The sequence below is a fragment of the Catellatospora sp. TT07R-123 genome (genome assembly GCF_018327705.1).
GTDB lineage: Bacteria > Actinomycetota > Actinomycetes > Mycobacteriales > Micromonosporaceae > Catellatospora.
Window position 1 is genome coordinate 2,675,683 of the sequence record NZ_BNEM01000001.1, and the last position, 24,027, is coordinate 2,699,709.

Consider the following 24,027-nt stretch of genomic DNA (forward strand, 5'->3'; position numbering starts at 1 on the left):
ATGCGCGAGGCGCTGCGAGGGCTGACCACCCGGGGCCGGTCCTTCCTGGCCGCCGGGACGGCCGCGCTGCTGTGCGCGGTGGTGCTCGGCGAGAAGGACCTGATGCGGGTGGCGGTGCTCCTCGTGGCGCTGCCGCTGCTCGCGGCGCTGCACGTGGGCCGGGCGAGATACCGGCTCGCGTGCACGCGCAGCCTCGACCCGTACCGCGTGCAGGCGGGCGCCAGCGCCCGCGTGCTGCTGCGGCTGCAGAACGTGTCGCGGCTGCCCACCGGCACCCTGCTGCTGGAGGACCGGCTGCCCTACGCGCTGGGCAGCCGCCCCCGGCTGGTGCTGGAGCGGCTGGGCGCGCAGCAGGCCAGCTCGGTGGCGTACACCGTGCGCGCCGAACTGCGCGGCCGCTACGACGTCGGCCCGCTGACGCTGCGGATGACCGACCCGTTCGGCCTGTGCGAGCTGACCCGCTCGTTCCCCAGCACCGACAAGCTCACCGTGATCCCGCAGGTGTCGGCGCTACAGCTGGTCCGGCTGGCCGGCGAGTACTCCGGCACCGGCGACAGCCGGGCCCGCTCGGTGGCGGTGCACGGCGAGGACGACGCGGCCACCCGCGAGTACCGCCGGGGCGACGACCTGCGCCGGGTGCACTGGCGCTCGACCGCCCGCGTCGGCGAGCTGATGGTGCGCCGCGAGGAGCAGCCCTGGGAGAGCCGGGCCACGGTGCTGCTGGACACCCGGTCCGCCGCCCACCGGGGCGAGGGCCCCACGGCCAGCTTCGAGTGGGCGGTGTCGGCGTCGGCGAGCATCGCGGTCCACCTGCGCCAGGCCGGGTACCGGCTGCGCATGGTCACCGACAGCGGCGCCGACCTCGACGCCACCGAGGCGACCGGCGACGGCCTGCTGCTGGACCACCTGGCCGAGGTGAAGACCTCCCAGCGCGGCGACGTGTCGAGCCTGGTCGACCAGGTGCGCCGCCGCGCCGACGGCGGCCTGATCATCGCGGTGCTCGGCCTGCTCACGCCGGGTGAGGCCCGGCTGCTGGCCGCGCTGCGCACCAGCGGCACCACCTGCGTGGCGCTGTTCATGGACACCAACACCTGGCTGAACCTGCCCGCGGCCACCCGCGAGGCCGCCGAGCGCGAGCACGCCACGGCGGCGCTGGCGCTGCTGCAGAGCGGCTGGCGCGTGCTGCGGGTCAAGCACGGCGACCAGCTGCCCTCGCTGTGGCCGCAGGCCGCCAAGGGCCAGCAGGGCTTCGCGGTGCGCGCCGCGATGGCCGAGACCGTCGGTATGGGAGGCGGCCGATGAACTCACGACGGCACCTGGGCCTGGTCGCGGCGGGCACGACGCTGCTCGCCTCGGCCCCGATCTCGCTGATCTTCGACGGGTACACCTGGCTGTTCCACGCGCTGCTGATGGTGGCGCTGGTGGCCGGGGCGGCGCTGGCCGCGCGCTCGCTGCGCGGGCGCACCTGGGCGCAGCTCATCGCCATGATCGCCGCGCTGTTGCTCGGCCTGACCTGGCTGTTCGGCGACGGCACCGCGGCCCTGGGACTGATCCCCACCCCGGGCACGTTCCGGCACTTCGGCGAGCTGCTGGCACTGTCCGGCGAGGAGATCCGCAGCAGCTACGTGCCCGTGCCCGACCTGCGCGGGCTGCTGTTCATCAGCGCGATGGGCATCGGCGCGGTGGCGATCCTGGTCGACCTGTGCGCGGTGAGCATCCGCCGCCCGGCGCTGGCGGGCCTGCCGATGCTGGCCATCTACTCGGTGCCGGTGGCGGTCTACGTCGACTCGGTGTCGCCGGTGCCGTTCGCGATCGGCGCGGTCGGCTTCCTGTGGCTGCTGGTCAGCGACAACGTCGACCGGGTGCGCCGGTTCGGCCGCCGCTTCACCGGTGAGGGCCGGGGCGTGGACGTGTGGGAGCCGTCCCCGCTGTCGTCGACCGGGCGGCGGCTGGCCACGGTCGGCGTGATCGCCGCGGTGCTGCTGCCGCTGGCGGTGCCCGCGATGGGCGTCGGCTTCTTCAGCCAGTTCGGCACCGGCGAGGGCCTGGGCCAGGCGGGCAAGGGCGGCCGGGGTGCCACCCGGGTCGATCTGTTCGCCGAGCTCAGCGGGCGGCTGCGGTCCTCGGCCGTACAGGACATGGTCAAGGTCAGCACCACTGACACCCGGCCGTTCTACCTGCGCTTCGGCGTCGCCGACGAGATCGGCGACAAGGGCTTCTCCAGCCGCCAGCCGGCCGGGCAGCCGGTCAACGACAACATGCCGACGCCGGTGGGCCTGGACACCAGCAACGTGGTGACCCTGCGCAACACGGCCCGGGTGGAGGTCACCCAGCAGTTCGCGATGCCGCTGGTCCCCGTGTTCGGGGCGCCGGTGTCGGTGCGCAAGCTCGGCTCGGCCTGGTCGTACGACCCCAACATGCAGATCGTGTACTCCCAGCGGGAGAACTCGGCGGGCCGGTCCTACGAGTTCGACTACCTGCGGCCGGAGTTCACGCCCGACCAGCTGCGCACGGCCCAGCCGCTGGCGGCGTCGGACCCGGTGCAGCGGCAGTTCAGCCGGGTGCCGCAGGTGCAGTTCGTGGCGGACCTGGTCGAGCGGCTTACCAAGGACAAGACCACGCCGTACGACAAGGTCCGTGGCCTGTACGACTACTTCTCCTCCAAGAACGAGTTCCGCTACGACCAGCTGGCCCCCAGCGGCACCAGCGGTGACGCGATCGTCGACTTCCTGGAGGCCAAGCAGGGCTTCTGCGAGCAGTACGCGGCGGCGCTGGCGTGGATGGCGCGCACCGCGGGCATGCCCGCGCGGGTGGCGTTCGGGTTCGCGCTGGGCAACAACTTCCGCGAGGGCGTCTACACGCTGACCAACAAGAACCTGCACGCCTGGACCGAGGTGTACTTCGCCGGGTTCGGCTGGGTGCCGTTCGACGCCACCCCGGCCGCGTTCGTCATGGGCTCGGTCAACCCGGCCTGGGCGCCGAACGTGGACGCCCCGGACCTGACCCCGGGCAACCGCCCCTCGATCGCGCCCGGCGGCAGCGGCGGCCCGAACGCGAGCGGCGGGCCGACCCGCCGGCCGCTCGACCCGGGTGAGGACCTCGGCAGCGGCCCGATCACGCCGACCTCGATCCCGGCGTGGGTGTGGTGGTCGCTGGGCGGCGGCCTGGTGCTGCTGCTGGTGCTGGCCGCACCGGCGCTGCGCCGGACGATGCTGCGGCGCCGCCGCGGCCTGCGTACGCCGGCCGGCCGGACCGCGCCACTGCCGGAGGGCGCCACCGACGCCGCGCCGCCGGAGCTGACCGTGAGCGGCGACCTGGACGCGGCCCGCCGCCGCGCCCACCTGGCCTGGGACGAGCTCATCGATACGATGATCGACTTCCGGGTGACGGTGGACCCGGCGGAGACGCCGCGGGCCACGGTGGACCGGCTGATCAGGACGCGGCTGACCGGGGCGGCCGAGCACGCCCGGCTGCTGGGCGTCGCCGAGGAGCGGGCCCGCTACGCGCCGGTGCCGCTGTCGGCCGACCGCCTCGGCGGCGCCGTGCGCGCGGTCCGGGCGGCGCTGGCAGCCGACGCCGACCGCGGCGTACGGCTCGCGGCGGTGCTCATGCCGCCATCGGTCCTGCTGCGCTGGCGCAACGCGGTCTACAACGCCACCGCGGCGATGTCGGCCCGCTCATCGGCCCTGGGCGAGCGCCTGGTCCGCCTCACCCGCCCCCTGCGCATCCGCCGCCCCAAGCTCCTGCGCTGACAGCACTGCCACCGGCGGGGCGCCGTCCGCTCGCAGAGATCACTGCAGTTTCGGGGAAACTGGCCGAATTCCGGCCCGCTTTCCAGCACTTTCCCCGAAACTGCACCCCTCGCGACGCGGCGCGGCGCACGACTACGGCGAAGGGCCGCCCCGTCCGGGGCGGCCCTTCGCCGTAGTCGTAGATGGGGAGGGTGTCAGCGGTCGAACTCGCGGCGCTCGCGCCAGCGGCTCTCCAGCCGGTCGATGAGGCCCATGCCGCGGCGGGTGCGGCGGGTGGCGGTGCCGCCCACGGAACGCAGCTCGGTGCTCTGGCTGCGCCGGTGCGCGATCATCCAGTAGGCCGCCGCGCCCAGCATCAGCACGAACCCGACCACGCCCAGCCACAGCTTGGAGCTGTCGGCCACGCCGTAGACCACCAGGCCCAGGCCGGCGAGGATGAGCACGATCGAGATGATGATCCGTCGACGGGCTTGGAACTTCGGGTCGCTGTGGCGCACGGCCGAAGCGAACTTAGGGTCTTCGGACAGCGACCGCTCGATCTGCTCGAACAGCCTCTGCTCGTGCTCGGATAGCGGCACGGCACTCCTCCCCGGTCCGCCGGGTTCGGCGATTCCTCCCCCAGGGTGCGACGAGTCGCCCCATTCCCCAAGGTGATGATCGCCAAACCGTGAATACGTGTCGCAGCCGGACGACTGCTACCCGTCAGTCTACGAGGGCAGTGGCGGGTCGGAAAGCGGGACGACCATGCCCGGAGCGGGATTTTGCGACCCCGGCTCGCGCGGCGGCGCCTCGCGCCGGGTCGGCCCGAGAAGACTGGCCGGACGGACGGCCCCGCGACCGAACCGGGCGATGACCGCGTCGGCGGCGACCTCGGCGTCGCGCCACCCCTGCTCCGGCTCGTCCAGGGCGAGCTGCCGCACCGCCCCGTCGGCCGCCAGCAGGCCCTCCAGCCGTACGCCGACGAGCCGGATCCGCTGCTGGGACCGGACCGGCTCGAACAGCTCCCAGGCGGTGGTGAAGACGTCGTGGGCCACGTCGGTGGGGCCGCCCAGCGTCCGCGAGCGCGACACCGTGCGGAAGTCGGCGAACCGCACCTTGATCGACACGGTGCGCCCGGCCTGCCCCGAGGCGCGGGCCCGCACCGCCACCTTCTGCGCCAGCGCCAGCAGGGTGCGGCGCAGCGCCTGCGGGTCGTCGACGTCGGTGTCGAAGGTCACCTCGGCCCCGATCGACTTCTCCTGATGCTCGGTGGTGACCCGGCGGGAGTCGCGCCCGGCGGCCAGCTCCCGCAGGTGCGCCGACAGGGCCGGGCCCAGCGCCCCGCGCAGCAGCCCGTCGGACGCCTGGGCCACGTCGCCGACCGTGTGCAGGCCGAGCTTGCGCAGCGTCTCCTCGGTACGCTCGCCGACGCCCCACAGCACCGACACCGGCAGCGGGTGCAGGAACGCCAGCACCCGGTCGGCCGGGATGACCAGCTGCCCGTCCGGTTTGGCCCGGGTGGAGCCGAGCTTGGCCAGGAACTTGTTGGACGCCACCCCGATAGAGCAGGTCAGCCGCTGCTCGGCGGCGACGCGGCGGCGGATCAGGTCGGCGATCTGCGTGGGCGGGCCGAACAGCCGGCGCGAACCCGTGACGTCGAGGAACGCCTCGTCCACCGAGAGCTGCTCGACCAGGGGCGTGATGTCGCGGAAGATCGCCATGACGGCGCGGGAGGCCTCGGCGTACGCGGACATGTCGGGCTGGATGAAGATCGCCTGCGGGCAGCGGGACCGGGCCACCGCGGTCGGCATGGCGCTGCGCACCCCGTAGGCGCGGGCCTCGTAGCTGGCCGACGACACCACTCCGCGACCGCCGGTGCCGCCCACCACGACGGGCAGGCCGCGCAGTTCGGGCCGGCGGCGCACCTCCACCGAGGCGAAGAAGGCGTCCATGTCGATGTGCAGGATCGGGCAGCGCGAATCGTCGCCGGTCGGACCGAACCCGGCCACCGGCGCACCGCCACCCGACGCGCGCCCCACGGGTGCACCGTACCGCGCGGGTCGGACAGCCGTTCGAACGGCGCGTCAGGCGCGGTAGACCAGCAGCGGGATCTGCATCTCGACCGGGGTCAGCGAGCCGTGCATGGCGACCATCGGCGCGATGCCGGGACCGTCGGTGCGCGAGGCCAGCAGCGCCCAGTCGTCGCGGCAGACCAGGACCACGTCGCCGATGCGGGCGGCGTGGTCGGCGCCGACCGGGCCGTACCAGCCGGTGGCGACGGCCTCGTCCCGGGTGCCCGCCCACACCGCGTGCCCGAACCGGGCCCGCCACACCGCGACCAGGTCGTCGGCGGCACCGGCGACGGTGTGCAGGTAGCGTGCCCGCGGCTCGCCCGCGACGTGCCGCACGCCGTCGTGCAGCGCGGGGTCGCCGTGCAGGTCGATGCGGCGGTGCATGGGGATGTCGCGCTGGCCGTGGTCGGCGGTGACCACCAGCGCCGCGTCGGCGGGCAGCCCGTCGACCAGGATCGCCAGCAGCCGGTCGACCTCGGCGGCGGCCTGCGCCCACTGCGGCGAGGTGAGCCCGTGGTTATGCCCGGCCTTGTCCAGGTCGGGGTGGTAGCCGTAGACCAGGCTGGGACCCGGCTCGTCCTTGAGCGCGGCCAGCATCCCGGCCGCCACCTCGTCGACCCCGACCGCGGGGCAGTAGCGGGCGCCCGCGCTGGTGACGGTGGTCAGGCCGCTGCCGACGAACTCGGGCCGGCTCACGACGACCGTGCTCACCCCGGCGGCGCCCGCCGCGGCGTAGAGCGGGGGCACCGGCTGCCACCGGGCCGGGTCGGGGTCGTCGCGCCACTGGGTATGGCTGATCACGATCTCGGTGCCCGGCACCAGGCTGTAGAAGCCGAGCACGCCGTGCGCGCCCGGCACCGCACCGGTGTTGAGGCTGACCAGGCTGGTCGGGGTGGTGGAGGGGAAGCCGCAGGTGGTGAACCCGGCCGTGCCGAGCCGGCCGGCCAGCGTGTCGGCCATGGCCGGGCCGAAGCGCGCCAGCGCGGGCAGCTGCCCCCAGCCCATGCCGTCGACCAGCAGCACCGCCACCCGCCGCACCTCCGGCAGCCGGGCGGTCAGGCCCAGCCGGTCGGGCAGGCCGGGCACGCCGAGCGCGGTCAGCGCCCCGGGCAGCACGTCGGCGATGGTGCCCTCGTCATAGCGCGGTGCGAGGAACATGTCGGCCACTCCCCTCCCCGGCGCGCGGCCGGTGCGTCAGTGCGCGGCGCGGCGCCGCGCGAGCAGGTGCACCTGGGTCGCCACATCCCGGTATGGCGGCAGGGCCGACACGGCCAGCTCGAACGCCGTCAGCGCCTCGGGGTCGGCGTCGGCCACGACCCCGGGCACGGCGTCGGCCACGACGCGCACCCCGTGTACGGACTCCACGCCCAGGCCCGCCCCGGCCAGCAGCCGCTGGGCGCCGTCGAGGTCGAAGCGGCGCCGCAGCGTGTCGCGCGCGGTCAGCCGGGCGTCCGGGTCGGCCAGCAGGTCGGCGGCGGCGCGCCACTGCCCGGCCATGGCCCGCGACAGCACCGCCGCGGCCCGGTTGGCGACCAGCACGCTGGCCGCGCCGCCCGGCCGCAGCGTGTCGTGCAGCGCCTGCACGACCTCGGCCGGATCGTCGACGACCTCCAGCACCGCGTGGCACAGCACCAGGTCGGCGCCGCCGGGCGGGACGAGGTCGCCGAGGGAGTCGGCGTCGCCCTGCATCGCGTGCACGCGGTCGGCGACCCCGGCGTCGGCGGCCCGGCGCAGCAGCGAGGCCAGCGCGTCAGGGCTCGGGTCGACGACGGTGACGCTGTGCCCGGCCTCGGCCAGCGGCACCGCGAACCCGCCGGTGCCGCCGCCGACGTCGACCACGGTGAGCCGCCGCCCGTCCTGTGCTGCCAGCTCGGCTCGCAGCACCGACCAGATCACGGCCGTCCGGGGCCCCGCGATCCGGGGCTGGGCCACACTCGTCCGCTCCACGCTGGCGAGCCTAGCCGAACCGGGCACCGTCCGGGTCGGGCCACGACCGCACCGCGTATGCCGTTCGGGTCAGTCGCGTTGCGCGGTGCCCTTCTGGACCACGAGCGCCCCACGGTAGCGGGCGGTCAGCTCGGCGATCTCCCCGTCGCTGAGCGGCGCGGTCAGCACGACCGCGCAGGCGATCGGGTCGATGCTGGTGCTGAAGCCCATCTTGTCCGCGCCGGGGACGAAGTCGCGCCGCCCCAGCTCCATCTGCACCCGCATGAGCTCGACCCAGCTGCGCTCGCAGGTCTGCACCCGGTACGGCGTGTTCCCGGCCACGGACTTGAGCTGCTGCAGGGTCTTGTTCAGATCGGCCGAGGAGGAGACCGCCACCACCCAGGAACCGTCGCGGTCCTTGGCGATGCCGACGTAGGTCTCCCGGTCGGCGTCGACGACGGAGGGCAGTTTCGGCTCGGGCGAGCCGGCCACCACGATGGTGACGACCGTGCCCTCGGGCACCCGCGTGCCCGGTGCCGGCACCGTGCTGATGACGCCGCCGGTGGTCACGCCCGGCTCATACCTCAGGATCGGTATCAGCTCGCCGTCGATGACGTCCTTCTCCACCACGGTCACGTTGGTCGAGGTCAGCTGCGGCACCACGGTCGTCCGGGTGCTGGCGCTCGGCGTGGGCGCGACGGGGTCCGCGGCCGACGGCCGCTGCGCGCACCCGGCCAGCAGCGCCAGCGCCGACGCGGCCAGCGTCAGTGTCCATCTGTGCATGTTGACTCCCTCGATGGTTGCGGGGTCAGACGTGGTGGGCGCGCCGCCGGTTGCCGCCGGGGGTCAGGCGGTCAGCAGGGTCACACCGAGGTGACCCTCGGTGGTCGCGATCCGGTGGGACAGCACGACGGTGTTGGCGTTGCGGCTGCCGAGGTGCATGCCGATCGCGTACGCGTTGGTGGAGCCCGAACGCAGGTAGACGGGGGCACCGGAGTCGCCGCCCTGCGACAGCACCTCGTTGTTGCGCCAGCCCGACATCAGGCCCGTCGTGCAGCCGTCGGCGTCGCACAGCTTGTCCAGCAGGTCCAGCACCTCGATGTTGCACGTGGCCCGGGTCTTCATGCCGCTCTGGCAGAACAGGTCGCCGATCCTGGGGTTGTACCTGCCGATGATGTTGCGCTGGACCGGGCAGCACGGGTCGGAGTGGATGACGTTGTCGAACGTCTCCGTCGACGACAGCACCGCGATCATGTCGAAGTCCGGGTAGCCGTACTCGCCGCTGGCCACTCCGACGTACTGCGGGCCGGAGTAGACGGACTGGCCGTTGGTGAAGCAGTGCCCGGCGGTGACGACACCCTTGGCACCGTCGCTGTTGCGCCGCACGGTGAAGCCCGCGGTGCAGGTGTTGTTCGCCGTGGTGCCGACGCCCGCCCGGATCCCCGAGCCGCCGAAGTGGGGCTCGCCGTCGTCGAGGCGGCCCTCGCGGCCGACCTGGTCGACGTCCACGACGACCAGGTCGCCCAGCGCCTGACGCAGCGCCTCGGCGGCCTCGGGGTAGCGGGGGTCGAAACCGACGTGGAAGCGCGAGTCGCGCGCGTCGAGGCCGTAGCTGAACGTCGCCTTGGCCGCGTCGGCGTGCCAGGCCCGCCCGTCCAGCACCTTCTCGGCCCGGAGCAGGTCGGCGGCGCTGTGGCAGCCCACCATGGTCCGGGTCTTGACCCCGACGGCCCGGACGCCTCCGGCGGTGGCGGACAGCCGCTTGCGCAGGCCGGGCACGTCGCGGAACTCCGGGGCCAGCACCGTGACCACGGTCTGCGTCGTGTGGTCCAGGACCGTGCCGATGAGCCCGGACGACAGCTGCTCGGTCAGGCTCGTCGCCGGGGTCAGGTTCAGCGCCGCGTCCCGGTCGGCCTGGATCCGGTGGTTGAACTCGATCGCGTTCGCGTCGGTCAGCCACGCCTCGTATCGGGGGAGCTCGTCGGCGACCAGCGAGCCGTCCAGGGTCACCGGCCGGGAGTCGACGCTGCATGCCGGGGCTGCGATCGCTGCTGCCTGGGCCGTATCACCCAAAAGGACGGCCAGCATTAGTCCGCAGGTAGATGCGGCAAGCAGCGATCTCCTCATGCCGGTGTCCGATCGTCTTGAGGGTGTGGGACGGACAGACGGTATCGGCACCATGCGGTCCACACAAGACTTTCTCACGTCTGATATGGACTAGCAGTAATCAGCGGACTACCTGAAGTCGCGTGACGATCCCGGGGTGGCGATGGCCAGCGGCTCCAGCCGGTCGGCGACGAGGTTGCGCACCCCCGAGGCCGACTCCAGCCGGCCCCGTACCACCAGCGCGGCGCTGGTCCGGGCCACCCGGCGGTAGCGCAGCCACAGCCCCGGCGAGCACACCACGTTGAGCATCCCGGTCTCGTCCTCCAGGTTGAGGAAGGTGACCCCGCCCGCCGTGGCCGGGCGCTGCCGGTGGGTGACCAGGCCGCCGACGGTCACCCGGGCGCCGGGTTCGACGCCGGACAGCTGCGCCACGGGCAGCACGCCGTCGGCGGACAGCTGCGGCCGTACCAGGCGGATGGGGTGGTCGTCCGGGGACAGCCCGGTCGCCCACACGTCGGCGACCAGCCGTTCCACCTCGTCCATGCCGGGCAGCATCGGCGCGTGCACGCCCACGGCGGTGCCGGGCAGCCGGTCGGGGGTGTCGGTGGCGGCGGCCCCGGCGGCCCACAGCGCCGCGCGCCGGTCCAGGCCGAAGCAGGCGAAGGCGTCCGCGGTGGCTAGGGCCTCCAGCTGGGCGGCGGCCAGACCGGTGCGCCGGGCCAGATCGGTCATGTCCGTGTACGGCCGGTCGCCGCGCCCCGCCACGATCCGCTCGGCCGCCTCCTGCCCCAGCGTGCGCACCGTGTCCAGGCCCAGCCGCACCGCCGGACCGCCCAGCCCCCACTTCGAGGGCGGCTCGCCCGGGGCGCTGCCCCACCGCGTGCCCGGATCGCCCTCCAGCGCCGCCCTGACCCCGCTGGCGTTGACGTCGGGCCGCAGCACCCGCACCCCGTGCCGCCGCGCGTCGTCGACCAGCGACTGCGGCGAGTAGAAGCCCATCGGCTGCGCCCCGAGCAGCGCCGCGCAGAACGCCGCCGGGTGGTAGCGCTTGAGCCAGGCGCTGGCGTACACCAGGTAGGCGAAGCTCATCGCGTGGCTCTCCGGGAAGCCGTAGTTGGCGAACGCGGCGAGCTTGTTGAAGATGTCGTCGGCCAGCTCGCCGGTGATGCCGTTGCGGGCCATACCGTCGAACAGCCGGTCCTTGAGCCGGTCCATCCGCTCCATCGAGCGCTTGGAGCCCATCGCCCGGCGCAGCTGGTCGGCCTCGGTCGGGGTGAAGTCGGCGACGTCCACGGCCAGCTGCATCATCTGCTCCTGGAACAGCGGCACCCCCAGCGTCCGGGCCAGCGAGTTGCGCATGCGCGGATGCGGGATGTCCACCTCTTCCAGGCCGTTCTTGCGCCGGATGAACGGGTGCACCGAGCCGCCCTGGATCGGGCCCGGCCGGATCAGCGCCACCTCCACCACCAGGTCGTAGAAGCGCTCCGGGCGCAGCCGGGGCAGCGTGGACATCTGCGCGCGGCTCTCCACCTGGAACACCCCGACGGTGTCGGCGCGGCAGAGCATCTCGTACACCTCGGGGTCGTCCGGTTTGAGGTCGCCGAGGTCCAGCTCGTCGCCGAGGAAGTCGTGGGCGTAGTGCAGCGCCGACAGCATGCCCAGGCCCAGCAGGTCGAACTTGACCAGGTCGATCGCGGCGCAGTCGTCCTTGTCCCACTGGAGCACGGTGCGGCCGGGCATGCGGGCCCACTCCACCGGGCACACCTCGATCACCGGGCGGTCGCAGATCACCATGCCGCCGGAGTGGATGCCCAGGTGGCGCGGCGCCTGGAGCAGCTGCCCGGCGTAGTCGAGCACATGCTGCGGGATGCCTTCCACATCCGCGGCGGAGATGCCGTTCCAGCGGTCGATCTGCTTGCTCCAGGCGTCCTGCTGGCCCGGCGAGAACCCGAAGGCGCGGGCCACGTCGCGCACGGCCGAGCGCGGCCGGTACGAGATCACGTTGGCCACCTGCGCGGTGTGCTCCCGCCCGTAGCGGGTGTACACGTACTGGATGACCTCTTCGCGCCGGTCGGACTCGATGTCGACGTCGATGTCGGGCGGCCCGTCGCGCTCCGGGGCCAGGAACCGCTCGAACATCAGCCCCCCGTCGGGGCCCAGCGGGTCCACGTTGGTGATCCGCAGCGCGTAGCAGACGGCCGAGTTCGCCGCCGACCCCCGCCCCTGGCAGTAGATCTTCTCCCGGCGGCAGAAGTCGACGATGTCCCACACCACCAGGAAGTAGCCCGGGAACTCCAGCTGCTCGATCATCGCCAGCTCGCGGTCGATCCGCTCGTACGCCTCCGGGTAGGCCTGCCTCGGCCCGTACCGCCGCGCCGCCCCCTCGTACGCCCGCTCCCGCAGGAACGCCGCCTCGTCGACCTCGACGCCCGGCGGGTAGGTGAACGGCGGCAGCTTCGGCGCCACCAGCCGCAGGTCGAAGGCCAGCTCCTCGCCCAGCCGCGCCGCGTACGCCACCGCCCCCGGGTACGCCGCGAACCGTGCCGCCATCTCCGCGCCCGAACGCAGGTGCGCGGCGGCCCCCGCCGGCAGCCAGCCGTCGAGCTGGTCCAGGCTGCTGCGGGCTCGCACCGCCGCGGTCACCGTGGCCAGCCGCCGCCGCCCCGGCGCGTGGTAGTGCACGTTGTTGGTCGCCAGCACCGGCAGCCCGGCGGCGGCCGCGAGCTGCGCCAGCGCGTCGTTGCGGTCGCCGTCCAGCGGATCACCGTGATCGGTCAGCTCCACCACCACGTTCTCCTGGCCGAACAGGCCCACCAGCTCAGCCAGCTTCTTCGCGGCGGCGCTCATACCCCCGTCGCCCCCGCTGCCCGGCGGGGCCAGCAGCCCGGCCTGCAACGCCCGGGGCACCAGCCCCTTCCGGCACCCGGTCAGCACCACGCCCTGCCCGTCCAGGTGGTGGGCGATCTCGTTCAGGTCGTAGCTCGGGCGGCCCTTCTCGCCGCCCTTCAGGTGCGCCTTGGCGATGGCCCTGGCCAGGTTGGCGTAGCCCTGCGGGCCCCGGGCCAGCACCAGCAGGTGTTCCCCGACCGGGTCGGGCACGCCGCCCCGGGGCAGCCCGGCCAGGTTCAGCTCGGCGCCGAACACCGTCGGCAGGTCGTGCTCGCGGGCCGCCTCGGCGAAGCGGACCACGCCGTACAGGCCGTCGTGGTCGGTGATCGCCAGGGCGCCCAGCCCCAGGCGCACCGCCTCGGCGACCAGCTCCTCGGGATGGCTGGCGCCGTCGAGGAAGCTGAAGTTCGTGTGGCAGTGCAGCTCCGCGTACGGCACCCCCGCGCGCGGGCGCGCCACCGGCACCGGCCGGTACGGTTCCCGCTTGCGCGAGAACGCGGGCGCGTCGCCGCCGTCGGCGAGCGGGTCGACGACCTTGCCGCCCCGCATCCGCCGCTCCAGCTCGGCCCACGACAACTTGTCGTTACTGCTCCATCCCATGATTCGAACAAGTGTACTACTGAGTCGATCATGAATGCGCGGGGTTCGGGGAGTCCGGCACCCGCGTCGGGTGCGCACCCCGGGCCCCTCCCGCTTTTCATCGACGTTGGCCTATCACGTCGAGTTCGATCTCGCCCCAGTCGACGTAATAGGCCAGCGTCGATGAAAAGCGAGGCGCGTAGCGCCGGGCGCCGTGGTGGGTGCGTGCAGTTTCGGGGAAAGTGCGGGAATCCCGGCCGTGATTCGTGCAGTTTCCCCGAAACTGCAGCATCGCCGGAGGCCGCTCGCCCGAGGCGGGCGGGGCGGGCGGCGCGGGTGGGGTGGGTGGGGTGGTCAGTCGAAGTGGAGGGTGATGGTCCATTCGGCGGCGGCGAGGGTGAGCAGCAGGGCGCGGCCGTCGGCGAGCAGGACCTGGAGGCGTACCGCGCGCACCGACCGGCGCGAGTCCCACCACTGCTCGTCCACCGGCCACGGCCCGGCCCAGCCGACCACCTCGGCCGGGCCCCGGTCCAGCATCAGCCGGGCCGGGTCGGCGGTCAGCTCCAGCCGCGCGCTGACCCCCACCACCTGCCCGGACGCGTCCAGCAGCCGGGCCGGCTGCGGCTGGTCCAGCACCACCGCGGGCGACGGCGGCGGCAGCCGCCCCGGCCACGGCCCGGCAGCGCGGGCGGCGATCCGCTCGTCGCCCCACGGCACCAGGGTCGCCTGCTCACGGGGGTCGCGGCCGCCGCCGAGCACCGCGGTGACCACCGCCTCCGGGCCGAGGATGCCCTGCACCCGGTGCAGGGCGCGGTGGGCCCGGTCGCGCTCGGCGCCGGGGTCGCCCCACAACCCGGCCTGCAACCCGACCTGGTGCACCAGCCCGTCGGGGATCAGCCGCAGCGCGACGATGCCCTGGTTCAGGCGCCGCTGGGTGATCCAGCCTTCGAGCTGCCAGCGGGTACGGTCGGCGATGCCGCCCGCGGTCAGGATGCCGTCGTGGCGCCATACCCGGTGCAGCTCGCGGCCGTCGGCGGTGACCGCGCCGATCGCCAGCCGTGTGCACGCCATCCCGTATCCGGCCAGCCGCTCGTGCAGCCGCTCGGCCAGGGCGCGGGCCGCGAACGCGGCAGTGTCGACCCGGTCCACGGGTTCGTCGAAGCGCTCGTCGACCTCCAGGTCGGGCGGGGCCTGGCGGACCGCCAGCGGCCGGTCGTCGCGCCCGGCGGCCAGCCGCTGGGCCAGGGCCGCGTCCAGCCCGAACCGGGCCAGCACGTCGCCCGGCGGCAGGGCGGCGTACGCGCCGAGGGTGGTGATGCCGAGCCGGCGCAGCAGCCCGACCAGCTGCGGGCGTTCCAGCGTGGCCACGGGCAGCGCGGCCAGGAACTGCGGGGTCTGCCCCGGTGGGACGATGCGGCCCGTCCGCGCGGCCAGCAGCGCGGCGAACGTGCCGTCGGCGACGCCGATCTGGGCCTCGACCCGGCACTCCTGCGCCACCTGCTCGACGATCCGCTCGGCGGCGGCCTCCTCGCCCCCGTGGTACCGGGCCGGGCCGCGGGCGGCGAACGCGCACACCCCGGCCCGCAGCACCGCCACCGAGGCGGCCACCTGCTCGACCGCGGCCAGCACCGGCTCGAACGCGCGCACGTCGCGCACCGGGTCGTGGTCGACGGCGATCAGCTGCGGGCAGCGGGCCTGCGCCTCCCGTTTGCGCAGCCCCCGGCGTACGCCCTCGGCACGGGCCGTGGCGGAGGAGGCCACCACCCGGTTGGCGTGCAGCACCGCCACCGGGCGGTCGGCGGGGACCCCGTCGACGAGGTCGGCGGCGATGACGGGCCAGTCGGGGCACCAGACGAGCATGGTGCGCAGGGCGTCGCGCATCCCGCTCACACCAGGTGCAGTCGGCGGGTCGGCGTCTCGGGGTGCCGGGGGGCGGCCGGGGGCGGGGACACCTCGGCGCTGACCTTGCCGTACAGCGTCGCGGCCAGGCCCGCGGTGGCGGGCAGCCACACCGTGGCCCGGCGGGGGCGGGCGGCGGCGCCGCGGCCGGACGCGCTGACGCTCAGTTCCCGGCCGCGCAGGCGGCCCCGGCCCGGCCCCAGGCCCTGCCAGGCACCGTCGACCAGGTTGAGGGTGAGGTCGGCGCCGTCCCAGGCGCGGCCGGGGGCGCAGAACGGCACCAGCACGGCGCCGCGCTGGCGGGCCCGCGCGGCGAGCTGGCCGCGCACGGTCGGGGCGACCGAGCCGGTCGGGGCGACCACGACCACGTCGAACCCGTCGAGCAGCGCACCGGCGACGGTGGCCCACTGCGGTCCCGGGTGCGGCACCAGCGCGAACCGTTCCAGCACGATGCCCAGCTCGGCGGCGGCGGCCATCCCCAGGGTGGGCAGGCCCACCACGGCGCACCAGGAGCCGGCCGCCGAGGCCGCCGCCAGCAGCGACAGCAGCAGCGAGGTAGCCCCGCCGCAGCCGGGGTCGGGGCTGGGGGCGACCGCGACCGTGCTGCCCCGGCGCAGGCCGCCGGGCAGCAGCGCCCGCAGTTCGGGCAGCACCGGCAGCGTACGGTCGGTGCTGAGGCCGGCGTCGGCGTCGGTGAGGTCGCTGGCGCGCCGCACCGATCCGTGCCGCAACTCCACTGACCGGGCCAGGCTCAGCCCCGCCATGGTGTCCGCCCCCTGTCGTCGTGCTCGGTGTCGTCGCGATCGGTGAAGTGTGGTGGTGCCGGGCCGCGGTCTGCGGGAAGCCGTGCTTCGGGGGGCGCCGATGGCGGCACCTTCCCGCGGCCGCGGCCCGATGCGGGTCGGGGGCGGTCAGGCCGCGAGGTCGAGCATCTGCTCGATGAGCTCGATGAAGCGCCCGGCCTGCTGCACGATCGTCTCGGCCTCCTCGGCGGTGACCCGCGCGATGCCCGCCTCGGCCGCGGACCGCTTGGCGGCACCGGCGGAGAAGAACGTCGACCAGGGGGTCAGCTCGGGGGCGACCATGCTCAGCAGGACCCAGACGCTGGTGATCTGCTTGCGGCGGGCGGGCGCGGGAGTGGCCCGGGCGGCGATGACCGCGGCGGCGGCACGCAGGGCGGCCAGGTGGGCAGCGGCGTACTGCTGGGCGTGTTCGTCCGCGTCGCGCGCCTCGGCCAGGCCGCGGTGGGCCAGGTGCATCAGCTCGATCGGGGTGCGGTGCGGCAACGTGTGCGCCGGCACCGTCGTCGTTGCTCTCATCTCGGCGTTCCCTCCTCGTCGGCCGCGAGCGGCCAGCGCCTGGGCGTGCCGCCACCGTGCGGCGTCGCACGGCTACTGACGACATGCCCACGTTCACAGCTGTCTCACCAGCCACGGAGGAAGAGCGTGGAGTTGCGGTGCCGGTCGGGCGTGGAGCTTCCCCACGCCACGCCCGGACCGGCACGCCGGTCGGGCGCACCGCGCGCTGCCCGGGGGTCGGTGGGCAGCGTGCGGCGTCCCGCCTGCTGATCAGCGAAGCCGCGAATCTCCGCCGATCGGTGACGGTGTCGCGAACACCGTCCCAGGGTCCGCGTCGCGAACCGCTCGCCCTGGAGAACTCATCTCAGTTCAACATCTTTGTCAGTTCAACATCATTGTCTCGAACACCTGTCCGAACAACGAGTAGAACATTAGTTCGATAACCCCGGGTTGTAAACCCTGACCCGCCCGGTAAGGACCAAATTGAGATTCGCACGTGACACCAGGTAGCCTCGACCAGTGCCGTTCCGTCCCCGCCCCGCGCTGGGCATGCTCATGGTCCTGGTGTCGGGACTCCTGTTCGCACTCAACGGCACCGTCTCCAAACTGATCCTGCGCGGCGGCGTCAGCGCGCCCGACCTGACCACGCTGCGGGCCCTGGGCGCCTGCCTCGGCCTGGTCGCGCTGGGCGCCGCGCTGCGCCCCGGCTGGCGCCGCTTCCGGGTCACCGCCGGGCAGCTGCCGCTGCTCATCGCGTACGGCCTGACCGGCTTCCTCGGCGTGCCGATGCTCTACTTCGTCGCCATCTCCCGCATGCCCGTCGGCATCGCGCTGCTGTTCGAGTACACCGCGCCGCTGCTGGTGGCGCTGTGGGCCCGCTTCGGCCAGCACCAGCCGGTCCGGCCCCGGCTGTGGGCCGGGCTGGCGCTGTGCCTGCTCGGCCTGGCCTGCGTCGCCGAGGTATGGGGCGACCTGCACCTGGACGGCCTCGGCCTGGCCGCCGGGCTCGGCGCCGCCGCCCTGCTCGCGTGCTACTACATCTTCGGCGCGAAGGGCGTGAGCAGCCGTGACACCGTCTCGCTCACCGGCTGGGCCTTCGGCGTGTCGGCCGTGGCCGGGCTGGCCTTCCGCCTGGTCACCGGCGCCGCCCCGGACTGGAGCGCGCTGGGCGGGCACACCGCGGGCGGCACACCGCTGTGGCTGCTGGCGGCCTACCTGCTCGTGCTCGGCACGATCGTGCCGTACCTGCTGGTCGCCGGGGCGCTGCGGCACCTGCCCGCCACCAGCGTCGGCATCCTCGGCATGGTCGAGCCGGTCTTCGCCACCGCCGCCGCGTGGCTGGTGCTCGGCGAGTGGCTGAACCCGGCCCAGCTCGCGGGCGGGGCGCTGGTGCTGGCCGGGGTGGTGCTCGCCGAGACCGCCCGGATGCCCGCGGCGCCGCCCGCACCGGCGGCTCGCCTTGACAGCCTGCCTGAACGGCGGACCATCGACGTCTCCCCATCAGCGCTGGGGCAGAATGAGACCCATGTCGCACCCGAACGTGACCGCAGTCCAGCACGCCCTTGACGCCGCCGACGCGCGCGACTCCGCCGGCGCGGGCTGCCGGGTGATCGAACTCGACGACGGCGTGCACACCGCGGTCGCGGCCGCGCAGGCGCTCGGGGTCGAGGTCGGCCAGATCGCCAACTCGCTGATCTTCGAGGTGGACGGCGAGCCGCTGCTGGTGCTCACCTCCGGCCGCCACCGCGTCGACACCGCGAAGGTCGCCGCCGACCTGGGCGTGTCCAAGCTGCACCGGGCCACGCCGGAGTTCGTCCGCGAGCACACCGGCCAGCCCATCGGCGGCGTCGCCCCGCTGGGCCACCCCAAGCCGGTGCGCACGCTGATCGACACCGCGCTGGCCGACTACGACCAGATCTGGGCCGCGGGCGGGGTGCCCCGCGCGGTCTTCCCCGTCACGTATGCCGAGCTGCTGCGGGTCACCTCGGCGACCCCGGCCCAGGTCGCGGCCGCATGAGGCTGGTGCCCTGGACGCCGGACGACCTCGCCCGGCGCATGGACGACGTGCTGTCGGTGTTCGGCGAGGCGATGTCGTACCAGGCCGACGCCCTGGCGGTGCGGCGCGGCTACATCTCCGCCCACCTGCGGCGGCCGCAGTTCCGGGCCATCGCCGCGCTCAGCCTCCAGGGCCACCTGCTCGGCTTCGCCTACGGCTACCACTCCGCACCCGGCCAGTGGTGGCACGACGTGGTCAGCTCCGTGCTCACCGACGCCCAGCGCACCCACTGGATGACCGACTGCTTCGAGGTCGTGGAGCTGCACGTACGGCCCAGCGCGCAGGGTCACGGCCTGGGCGAGGCCCAGCTGCGGGCACTGCTGTCGATGACCCGTGCCCGGACCACGCTGCTGTCCACCCCCGAGGCCGACGAGCGGGCGTCACGCGCGTGGCGGCTCTACCGGCGCACCGGCTTCAGCGACGTCTGCCGCCACCTGCTGTTCCCCGGCGACCCCCGCCCCTTCGCCATCCTCGGCAACACCCTCCCCCTGCCGACCCCGCCCAGCACCCCCACCCCGTGACCCGTTTTACATAAACGTTGGCCTATCTCATCGACTCGGACAAGATCGAAGTCGACGAGATAGGCCAACGTTTATGAAAGACGGGGCAGGTGGGCGAGCGAGCGAGCGACGGCCAAGTTGCCTGGCAATCGGGCGTAAACGGGTCCATGATTCGCCCGATTGCCCGGCAACTTGGCCGATCGGCTGTGCGCAGGATCGGTGCCCGGCTACGCGAGGACCTTGCGGACGATGCCCAGGAGCTGGCCGAGGCCGAGCACCGCGAGGGTGATCCAGAGGACCAGCATCATGGTGACCACACCTGCGGCCAGGTCGGCGCCGATCTGGGTGCCGGTCACCGCGGCCAGCATGAGCGAGAGCAGGGCCAGCCAGATCCGGGTGGCGTGGTCGCCGATGGTGGCCGACCCGGCGGCCCGCAGGCCCACCGCCCCGGCCCGCGCCCGGACGTACTCGTGCAGCCAGACCAGCGCCCCGCACAGCAGCACCACCGTCTGCTGCGCGCCGAGCGCGGCCAGCGCCGCCAGCCAGCACATCTCGCTCATCCGGTCGAGCATCGCCCGGTAGAACCCGCCGAGCCGGGTCGACCGCCGCAGCAGCACGGCCAGCGTCTGCGCGACCGTGTCGGCGGCGACGCCCGCGAGCAGGACCAGGGCCGCCAGCGCGGGCCAGGCACCGCCGCGGGCGGCCAGCAGCGGCACGAGCGGCGCGCACGCCGCGGCGACCAGCATCGGGTACGACGGCCGCAGCCCGAACCGCGCCAGCACCCCGCCGGCCGTGAACGCGATCCGCAGCCACCGCCGCAGCAGGGGACCGGCGTGGCGCGGGTCGAAGCCGTCGTGCGTGCTCGACCAGCCGGCGACGTATCCGTCCCAGCTCATCGGCGCCGCTGCGGCCTGCGGCGGCGCCGGTGTCGTCGGTGTCGTCGGTGTCGTCATGCCCCCCACTCCCGGCCGGGATCGGCCGGCCCGGGCGGGGCTACACCGTGGCGCCCACCCGAAGCCGCTGCCACACCTCGCGCGTGGCAGTCGACCGGTTCAACGTGATGAAGTGCAGGCCGGGTGCGCCCTCGGCGAGAAGCTTCGTGCACAGCTCGGTCGCGAACTCCACGCCGATCGCCCGCACCGCCTGCGGATCGTCGGCGACGGCGCGCAGCCGCTGCGCCAGATCGGCCGGGAACACCGCCCCGGACAGCTGCGCCATCCGCTCGATCTGGCTGACGTTGGTCACCGGCATCACGCCCGGGATGATCGGCACTTCGCAGCCGGACGCGTGCACCGCGTCGCGCAGGCGCGCCCAGTCCTCCCAGTTGAAGAAGAACTGCGTGATCGCGTAGTCGGCCCCCGCCCGGCACTTGCGCACGAAATGGCGCACGTCGGAGTCGAGGTCGGGCGAGCGCGGATGCTTCTCCGGGAACGCCGCCACGCCCACGCAGTAGTCGCCGCTCTCCTTCAGCAGCCGCACCAGCTCCTCGGCGTAGTGCAGCCCCTCGGGGTGCGCCGTCCACGGGGCCTGCGGGTCGCTGCCCGGCGGGTCGCCCCGCAGCGCCAGCACGTTGCGCACGCCCGCGTCGGAGTAGTGCCCGATCACGTGCCGCAGCTCGGCGACCGAATGGTTGACCGCGGTCAGGTGCCCCAGCGGCAGCAGCGTCGTCTCGGTCGCGATCCGCTCGGTGAGCTGCACGGTGGTGTCCCGGGTGCTGCCGCCGGCGCCGTACGTGATCGAGACGAACGACGGCTGTAGCGACTCCAGCTCACGGATGGCCTGCCAGAGCAGGCGCTCACCGTCGGGCGTCTTCGGCGGGAAGAACTCGAACGAGAACGTCGGCTCCCCCGACGACAGCAGGTCTCGGACCGTCGGGCGGGGCCCCGGCATGGTGGAGGGAGCGCGCAGTGTCACCCTGCCGACTCTATCGGCGATCGGGTACGGCCGGCCGTGCCATCTCAGCGTGTGGCGGGCGTACCTCCTGGTGATCGTGATCACCGGGCACCGCGCGGCGGCTCGTCAGCAGCCAGGAACCAGTCGGTGAACGCGGCCGCGCCCCGGCCCGTCACCGGATGTCGGCACGCCGCGAGAAGGCCCCGCTCGGCGTAGCGCCGGGCCGGGCACGGCCAGGCCAGCTCGCACACCCGGCACCGGGCCACCGGCCATGAGCCGGCGGCGGTCACATGGTCGTGCAGCAGGCGGGCGGCCAGCCGCCACATCAGCGGCTGGGCGACCCCGTCGGGCGGGTCGAGCGGCGGGTTCTCCCAGTCGACCGGGGGCAACTCCATCGGACCTCCAGGAAGGGGGGACCGGGACGGCGCGAGCACTTGGGAGATGACACGCCGTCCCGGCACCTGCGTCCGGGCCATGGGAGTGGTCGACCGCCGCAGGTGTCTTCAGCAAAGCGCATCCAGCGCGCCTTGGGAGGGGCCAGCTGTATGTGGGCCAGCGGCGTTTGAGTCCTTACACCACCAACCCAGAAGGTACAAAAAACACTTATGGGTACGGCGCCCAGTCCTCAAACTGAACGATCAGGCGGCCCGCGTACGTCCGGACCTCACACGGATGCGGCCTACCGCAGCTGCGGCAGCAGCCCGAGCCGTCACGCCGATGCACCCGCAGCAGACCCCTGGCCCGCGCCGCATGGGCTTCGGCATACGACTGGAATTCGAGCTCGCCGACAGGTTCGCCCATGTCACCCGGCCTCCTTTGTGGACGGTGTGACATCTGTCAAGCACAACTGTTCCGAACAATCAACACTGTTCGGAACAGTTGTCAGGCAGGGAAGGAGTACTCCAGCTCGTAGGCATCAGCGTCGAGAATCATTCGGGTGACCTCGACGCAACGCTCCCCCGAGTAGGCTGCCCGCGTCACCTCCAGTACACGGGCGCCATCAGCAGCCAGATCAAGCGCGACGACCTCGTCTGGTGTCGGGCTGCGGCCGATGATCCGCTCAGTGAACCGGTCGGGCGCACAACCCTGCTCGGCGAGACGGCCGTAGGTGCCGCCCGGCCCGGTGTCGGTGTGCTCGATGCGCGTGCCGCGGGTCAGCTCCGTAGGCAGGTAGGACACGGCGAGCTGCACCACCCGCTCCTCGACCGCGAAACGCCGGGAGCGGGAGAGAACCGTGTCGCCGATGTCTACGCCCAGCGCACTCGCCGCGAATTCCGGAGCCGGCACGTCGCCGACGACGACATCGACCGTACGCGGTCGAGGACCGGTGTCATGGTCCTGGATCGAGGCGCCCGCACCCCACCGCGCCTGGGCCAGCCGACCAGGCGAGCTACGGATGATCCGTTCGAATCGACGCACGAACGTGCCCGCGCCCGGACGGGACATGACCAGGCCGTCGGCGCGGAGGACGTCCAGGGCACGGGTGGCGATACCCACTGCGACGTCGTACTGCGCGGCTATCTCGCGCAGCGACGGCAGCCGGGCGCCTTCGGGCAATTCTCCGGACAGAATCCGTTGGCGGAGCTGATCGGCCACCCGCCGGTACGCCGCCTGCTCGCCCGCCATCGCGCCGGACCACCCCTCATCCTTCGGAACAGTCGCACTCTACGGCACCAAACCACTCGCAGTTCCCGCCGACCGCCGCCGGAGAAGCGCGAAGATCCGTTTTCGTGGACGCCTGGTGTCGCTATAGCAGCACCCAGCGTCCACAAGAACGGATCAAGCCACTCCCACAAAGCGTGCGCGGCAAATTGGTGGTGGCGGAACGGGGCTGGCAGCCATCCTGGGCCGCGATGAGCGATACCGACGAACAGCCGCCCTCGTGGCGGTACGCCCACACCGACACCCTCGACGGCGCCCTGCAGCGCGGTCGCGGCATCGGCGCCCTCATGGCGCTGCGGGATCCCGCAGCGCCCGAGGCTGTCTACGCCTGCATCCGCCGCGACCACCGCTGGGACCAGCAGGTCGACGACCGTGCCGACTATCTGGCCCGCCTGGTGCGCGACCTGGACCTGGACCTGACCCCGATCGCCGACCAGTTATACGAACCCGTCGACCCGGACGTGGATCCCGACAACACCTTCCAACTCGGCGCCGACGTGCTCACCGCGCTCGGCAGAGGCGGCGACCAGTCCGCCGTCGCGGTCTTGCGTGCCTATCTCGCCGAAGGCACATGCTGGTCGTCGGTACTCTCCCGCATCGAGTCGCAGTGGCCGGCCGACGATTGGGACGATCTCGACGCGGTGTGCGTGGCGCGCCTGTCCGAACAGGATGAGGACGAGTTCGCCTTCTCCTGTCCGCTGGCCCTCGCACGCTGGGCGCCCCGGCAACCGCGCCTGGCCGGGATTCTGCGTCGGCACGAGCAGCGTGGTCCGCACGCCCGCTCGGCGATTCCGGACCGAAGCTCCGATGAACTGGTCACGGTGCTGGCCGACCCCGACGTCCCCCGGCACCGGAAACTGACAGCGCTGCGTGAGCTGGAACGTCTCGGCAAACCCGAACCCCGGCTGCTCGACCTGATCGACGCGGGCTTGGACCTGCCGCTGCTGGCCCGATCACTGCGGCGGCTGGGCGCGGCCGCGGTCGACCGGGCCCGCGGCTGGACGCCTGACCTGGGTGCGCAGCGGTACTGGTTCGGCAACCTGGTGCTGGCCAGGCACGGCACCGCCGCCGACCTCCCGCGGCTGCTGGAGGCGTGGAACTGGCTGCGGGACCGGCCGGACGACTGGTGCGGCTTCGACCGCCTCGCCGACGGCTTCGCGCGGTTCGGCACGGCCGCCGCCGAGGCGATGCCAGGGCTGACCGGGGTATGGCGATGGACGCCGCACTCGTACGAGCGCGCGGCCGTCCTGCGCGCCATGCTCGCCGTCGACCCGGTCCGCGCCCAGCGCGCCCTCGGGCCCGCCCTGCTCGACTGCGAGGTCGGCACACGCGAGGTCGCCGCCGCAGCAGCTGCCCGGGACAGACAGCCGGGGGTTGTCGTACCTGGACGGTAGGAAGGGTGGCGGCGCACGGGGT

Annotated in this window: 20 protein-coding genes; 6 read left to right on the plus strand and 14 right to left on the minus strand. The window is 73.6% G+C overall.

What is annotated here, in order from left to right; genetic code table 11:
• Complete coding sequence (locus tag Cs7R123_RS11320) at positions 1-1,302, plus strand: DUF58 domain-containing protein (protein ID WP_212825844.1); 1,302 nt, start codon at positions 1-3, stop codon at positions 1,300-1,302.
• Positions 1,299-3,752 (plus strand): DUF3488 and transglutaminase-like domain-containing protein, encoded by a 2,454-nt coding sequence (locus Cs7R123_RS11325; RefSeq protein WP_212825846.1) that lies wholly within the window; start codon positions 1,299-1,301, stop codon positions 3,750-3,752. Before Cs7R123_RS11320 ends, Cs7R123_RS11325 begins: the two co-directional genes overlap by 4 nt.
• Before the next feature lie 194 nt (positions 3,753-3,946).
• Here Cs7R123_RS11325 and Cs7R123_RS11330 read toward each other — a convergent pair whose 3' ends face one another.
• The 10 genes from Cs7R123_RS11330 to Cs7R123_RS11375 all read right to left on the minus strand — a co-directional run bounded on the left by Cs7R123_RS11330 (position 3,947) and on the right by Cs7R123_RS11375 (position 16,521).
• Entirely contained in the window at positions 3,947-4,330 is a 384-nt protein-coding gene (locus Cs7R123_RS11330) for a DUF3040 domain-containing protein (RefSeq protein ID WP_212825848.1), read from the minus strand.
• Positions 4,331-4,459: 129 nt separating this feature from the next.
• Positions 4,460-5,770 carry a DNA polymerase IV gene (dinB, locus tag Cs7R123_RS11335; RefSeq protein ID WP_374706932.1) on the minus strand — a complete coding sequence of 437 codons (1,311 nt, stop codon included), beginning with the start codon at positions 5,768-5,770 and terminating at the stop codon, positions 4,460-4,462.
• 45 nt (positions 5,771-5,815) lie between these two features.
• On the minus strand, positions 5,816-6,961 hold the full coding sequence (locus Cs7R123_RS11340) for an alkaline phosphatase family protein (protein WP_212825850.1): 1,146 nt from the start codon (positions 6,959-6,961) through the stop codon (positions 5,816-5,818).
• 36 nt (positions 6,962-6,997) lie between these two features.
• Complete coding sequence (locus Cs7R123_RS11345) at positions 6,998-7,750, minus strand: methyltransferase domain-containing protein (protein ID WP_212825852.1); 753 nt, start codon at positions 7,748-7,750, stop codon at positions 6,998-7,000.
• A 69-nt stretch (positions 7,751-7,819) separates the two neighbouring features.
• A complete protein-coding gene (locus tag Cs7R123_RS11350; RefSeq protein WP_212825854.1) occupies positions 7,820-8,512 on the minus strand; it encodes a PASTA domain-containing protein in 693 nt (230 codons plus the stop codon).
• Between the two features lie 63 nt (positions 8,513-8,575).
• Positions 8,576-9,739, minus strand: a complete 1,164-nt coding sequence (locus Cs7R123_RS11355; protein ID WP_212825855.1) for a hypothetical protein — start codon at positions 9,737-9,739, stop codon at positions 8,576-8,578.
• A 225-nt stretch (positions 9,740-9,964) separates the two neighbouring features.
• Complete coding sequence (locus tag Cs7R123_RS11360) at positions 9,965-13,324, minus strand: error-prone DNA polymerase (protein WP_212825857.1); 3,360 nt, start codon at positions 13,322-13,324, stop codon at positions 9,965-9,967.
• Between the two features lie 333 nt (positions 13,325-13,657).
• On the minus strand, positions 13,658-15,184 hold the full coding sequence (locus Cs7R123_RS11365; RefSeq protein ID WP_212825859.1) for a DNA polymerase Y family protein: 1,527 nt from the start codon (positions 15,182-15,184) through the stop codon (positions 13,658-13,660).
• A gap of 5 nt (positions 15,185-15,189) precedes the next feature.
• A complete protein-coding gene (locus tag Cs7R123_RS11370; protein WP_212825861.1) occupies positions 15,190-15,966 on the minus strand; it encodes a hypothetical protein in 777 nt (258 codons plus the stop codon).
• Between the two features lie 147 nt (positions 15,967-16,113).
• Positions 16,114-16,521 (minus strand): SAV_6107 family HEPN domain-containing protein, encoded by a 408-nt coding sequence (locus tag Cs7R123_RS11375; RefSeq protein WP_212825863.1) that lies wholly within the window; start codon positions 16,519-16,521, stop codon positions 16,114-16,116.
• Between the two features lie 498 nt (positions 16,522-17,019).
• On the opposite strand from Cs7R123_RS11375, the gene Cs7R123_RS11380 reads away from it, so the two are divergent.
• The 3 genes from Cs7R123_RS11380 to Cs7R123_RS11390 are packed head-to-tail and all read left to right on the plus strand — an operon-like array spanning position 17,020 to position 19,077.
• Positions 17,020-18,066 carry a DMT family transporter gene (locus tag Cs7R123_RS11380; RefSeq protein ID WP_212825865.1) on the plus strand — a complete coding sequence of 349 codons (1,047 nt, stop codon included), beginning with the start codon at positions 17,020-17,022 and terminating at the stop codon, positions 18,064-18,066.
• On the plus strand, positions 18,017-18,517 hold the full coding sequence (locus tag Cs7R123_RS11385) for a YbaK/EbsC family protein (protein ID WP_212825866.1): 501 nt from the start codon (positions 18,017-18,019) through the stop codon (positions 18,515-18,517). The genes Cs7R123_RS11380 and Cs7R123_RS11385 overlap by 50 nt, the downstream gene beginning before the upstream one ends.
• Complete coding sequence (locus tag Cs7R123_RS11390; protein WP_212825868.1) at positions 18,514-19,077, plus strand: GNAT family N-acetyltransferase; 564 nt, start codon at positions 18,514-18,516, stop codon at positions 19,075-19,077. Before Cs7R123_RS11385 ends, Cs7R123_RS11390 begins: the two co-directional genes overlap by 4 nt.
• Positions 19,078-19,283: 206 nt before the next feature.
• Here the strand turns inward: Cs7R123_RS11390 and Cs7R123_RS11395 are convergent, their stop codons facing one another.
• From Cs7R123_RS11395 to Cs7R123_RS11410, 4 genes are all read right to left on the minus strand, one after another.
• Positions 19,284-20,009, minus strand: a complete 726-nt coding sequence (locus tag Cs7R123_RS11395; protein WP_212825870.1) for a CDP-alcohol phosphatidyltransferase family protein — start codon at positions 20,007-20,009, stop codon at positions 19,284-19,286.
• 40 nt (positions 20,010-20,049) lie between these two features.
• Positions 20,050-20,970 (minus strand): methylenetetrahydrofolate reductase [NAD(P)H], encoded by a 921-nt coding sequence (gene metF, locus Cs7R123_RS11400; RefSeq protein ID WP_212825872.1) that lies wholly within the window; start codon positions 20,968-20,970, stop codon positions 20,050-20,052.
• An 80-nt stretch (positions 20,971-21,050) separates the two neighbouring features.
• Entirely contained in the window at positions 21,051-21,344 is a 294-nt protein-coding gene (locus tag Cs7R123_RS11405) for a hypothetical protein (protein WP_212825874.1), read from the minus strand.
• 487 nt (positions 21,345-21,831) lie between these two features.
• Positions 21,832-22,575, minus strand: a complete 744-nt coding sequence (locus tag Cs7R123_RS11410) for a GntR family transcriptional regulator (RefSeq protein ID WP_212825876.1) — start codon at positions 22,573-22,575, stop codon at positions 21,832-21,834.
• 227 nt (positions 22,576-22,802) lie between these two features.
• Between Cs7R123_RS11410 and Cs7R123_RS11415 the strand changes: the two genes are divergently transcribed.
• A complete protein-coding gene (locus tag Cs7R123_RS11415) occupies positions 22,803-24,005 on the plus strand; it encodes a hypothetical protein (RefSeq protein WP_212825878.1) in 1,203 nt (400 codons plus the stop codon).
• The last annotated feature ends 22 nt before the right edge of the window (positions 24,006-24,027 follow it).

Excerpts from the sequence above, each read along its gene's own strand:
- Cs7R123_RS11370 (WP_212825861.1), bottom strand. The coding sequence starts at position 15,966 with ATGGCGGGGCTGAGCCTGGCCCGGTCAGTGGAGTTGCGGCACGGATCG.
- Cs7R123_RS11350 (WP_212825854.1), bottom strand. The coding sequence starts at position 8,512 with ATGCACAGATGGACACTGACGCTGGCCGCGTCGGCGCTGGCGCTGCTG.
- Cs7R123_RS11385 (WP_212825866.1), top strand. The coding sequence starts at position 18,017 with ATGAGACCCATGTCGCACCCGAACGTGACCGCAGTCCAGCACGCCCTT.
- Cs7R123_RS11325 (WP_212825846.1), top strand. The coding sequence starts at position 1,299 with ATGAACTCACGACGGCACCTGGGCCTGGTCGCGGCGGGCACGACGCTG.
- Cs7R123_RS11365 (WP_212825859.1), bottom strand. The coding sequence starts at position 15,184 with ATGCGCGACGCCCTGCGCACCATGCTCGTCTGGTGCCCCGACTGGCCC.
- Cs7R123_RS11360 (WP_212825857.1), bottom strand. The coding sequence starts at position 13,324 with ATGGGATGGAGCAGTAACGACAAGTTGTCGTGGGCCGAGCTGGAGCGG.
- Cs7R123_RS11405 (WP_212825874.1), bottom strand. The coding sequence starts at position 21,344 with ATGGAGTTGCCCCCGGTCGACTGGGAGAACCCGCCGCTCGACCCGCCC.
- Cs7R123_RS11415 (WP_212825878.1), top strand. The coding sequence starts at position 22,803 with ATGAGCGATACCGACGAACAGCCGCCCTCGTGGCGGTACGCCCACACC.
- Cs7R123_RS11340 (WP_212825850.1), bottom strand. The coding sequence starts at position 6,961 with ATGTTCCTCGCACCGCGCTATGACGAGGGCACCATCGCCGACGTGCTG.
- Cs7R123_RS11410 (WP_212825876.1), bottom strand. The coding sequence starts at position 22,575 with ATGGCGGGCGAGCAGGCGGCGTACCGGCGGGTGGCCGATCAGCTCCGC.
- Cs7R123_RS11390 (WP_212825868.1), top strand. The coding sequence starts at position 18,514 with ATGAGGCTGGTGCCCTGGACGCCGGACGACCTCGCCCGGCGCATGGAC.
- Cs7R123_RS11395 (WP_212825870.1), bottom strand. The coding sequence starts at position 20,009 with ATGACGACACCGACGACACCGACGACACCGGCGCCGCCGCAGGCCGCA.
- Cs7R123_RS11320 (WP_212825844.1), top strand. The coding sequence starts at position 1 with ATGCGCGAGGCGCTGCGAGGGCTGACCACCCGGGGCCGGTCCTTCCTG.
- Cs7R123_RS11375 (WP_212825863.1), bottom strand. The coding sequence starts at position 16,521 with ATGAGAGCAACGACGACGGTGCCGGCGCACACGTTGCCGCACCGCACC.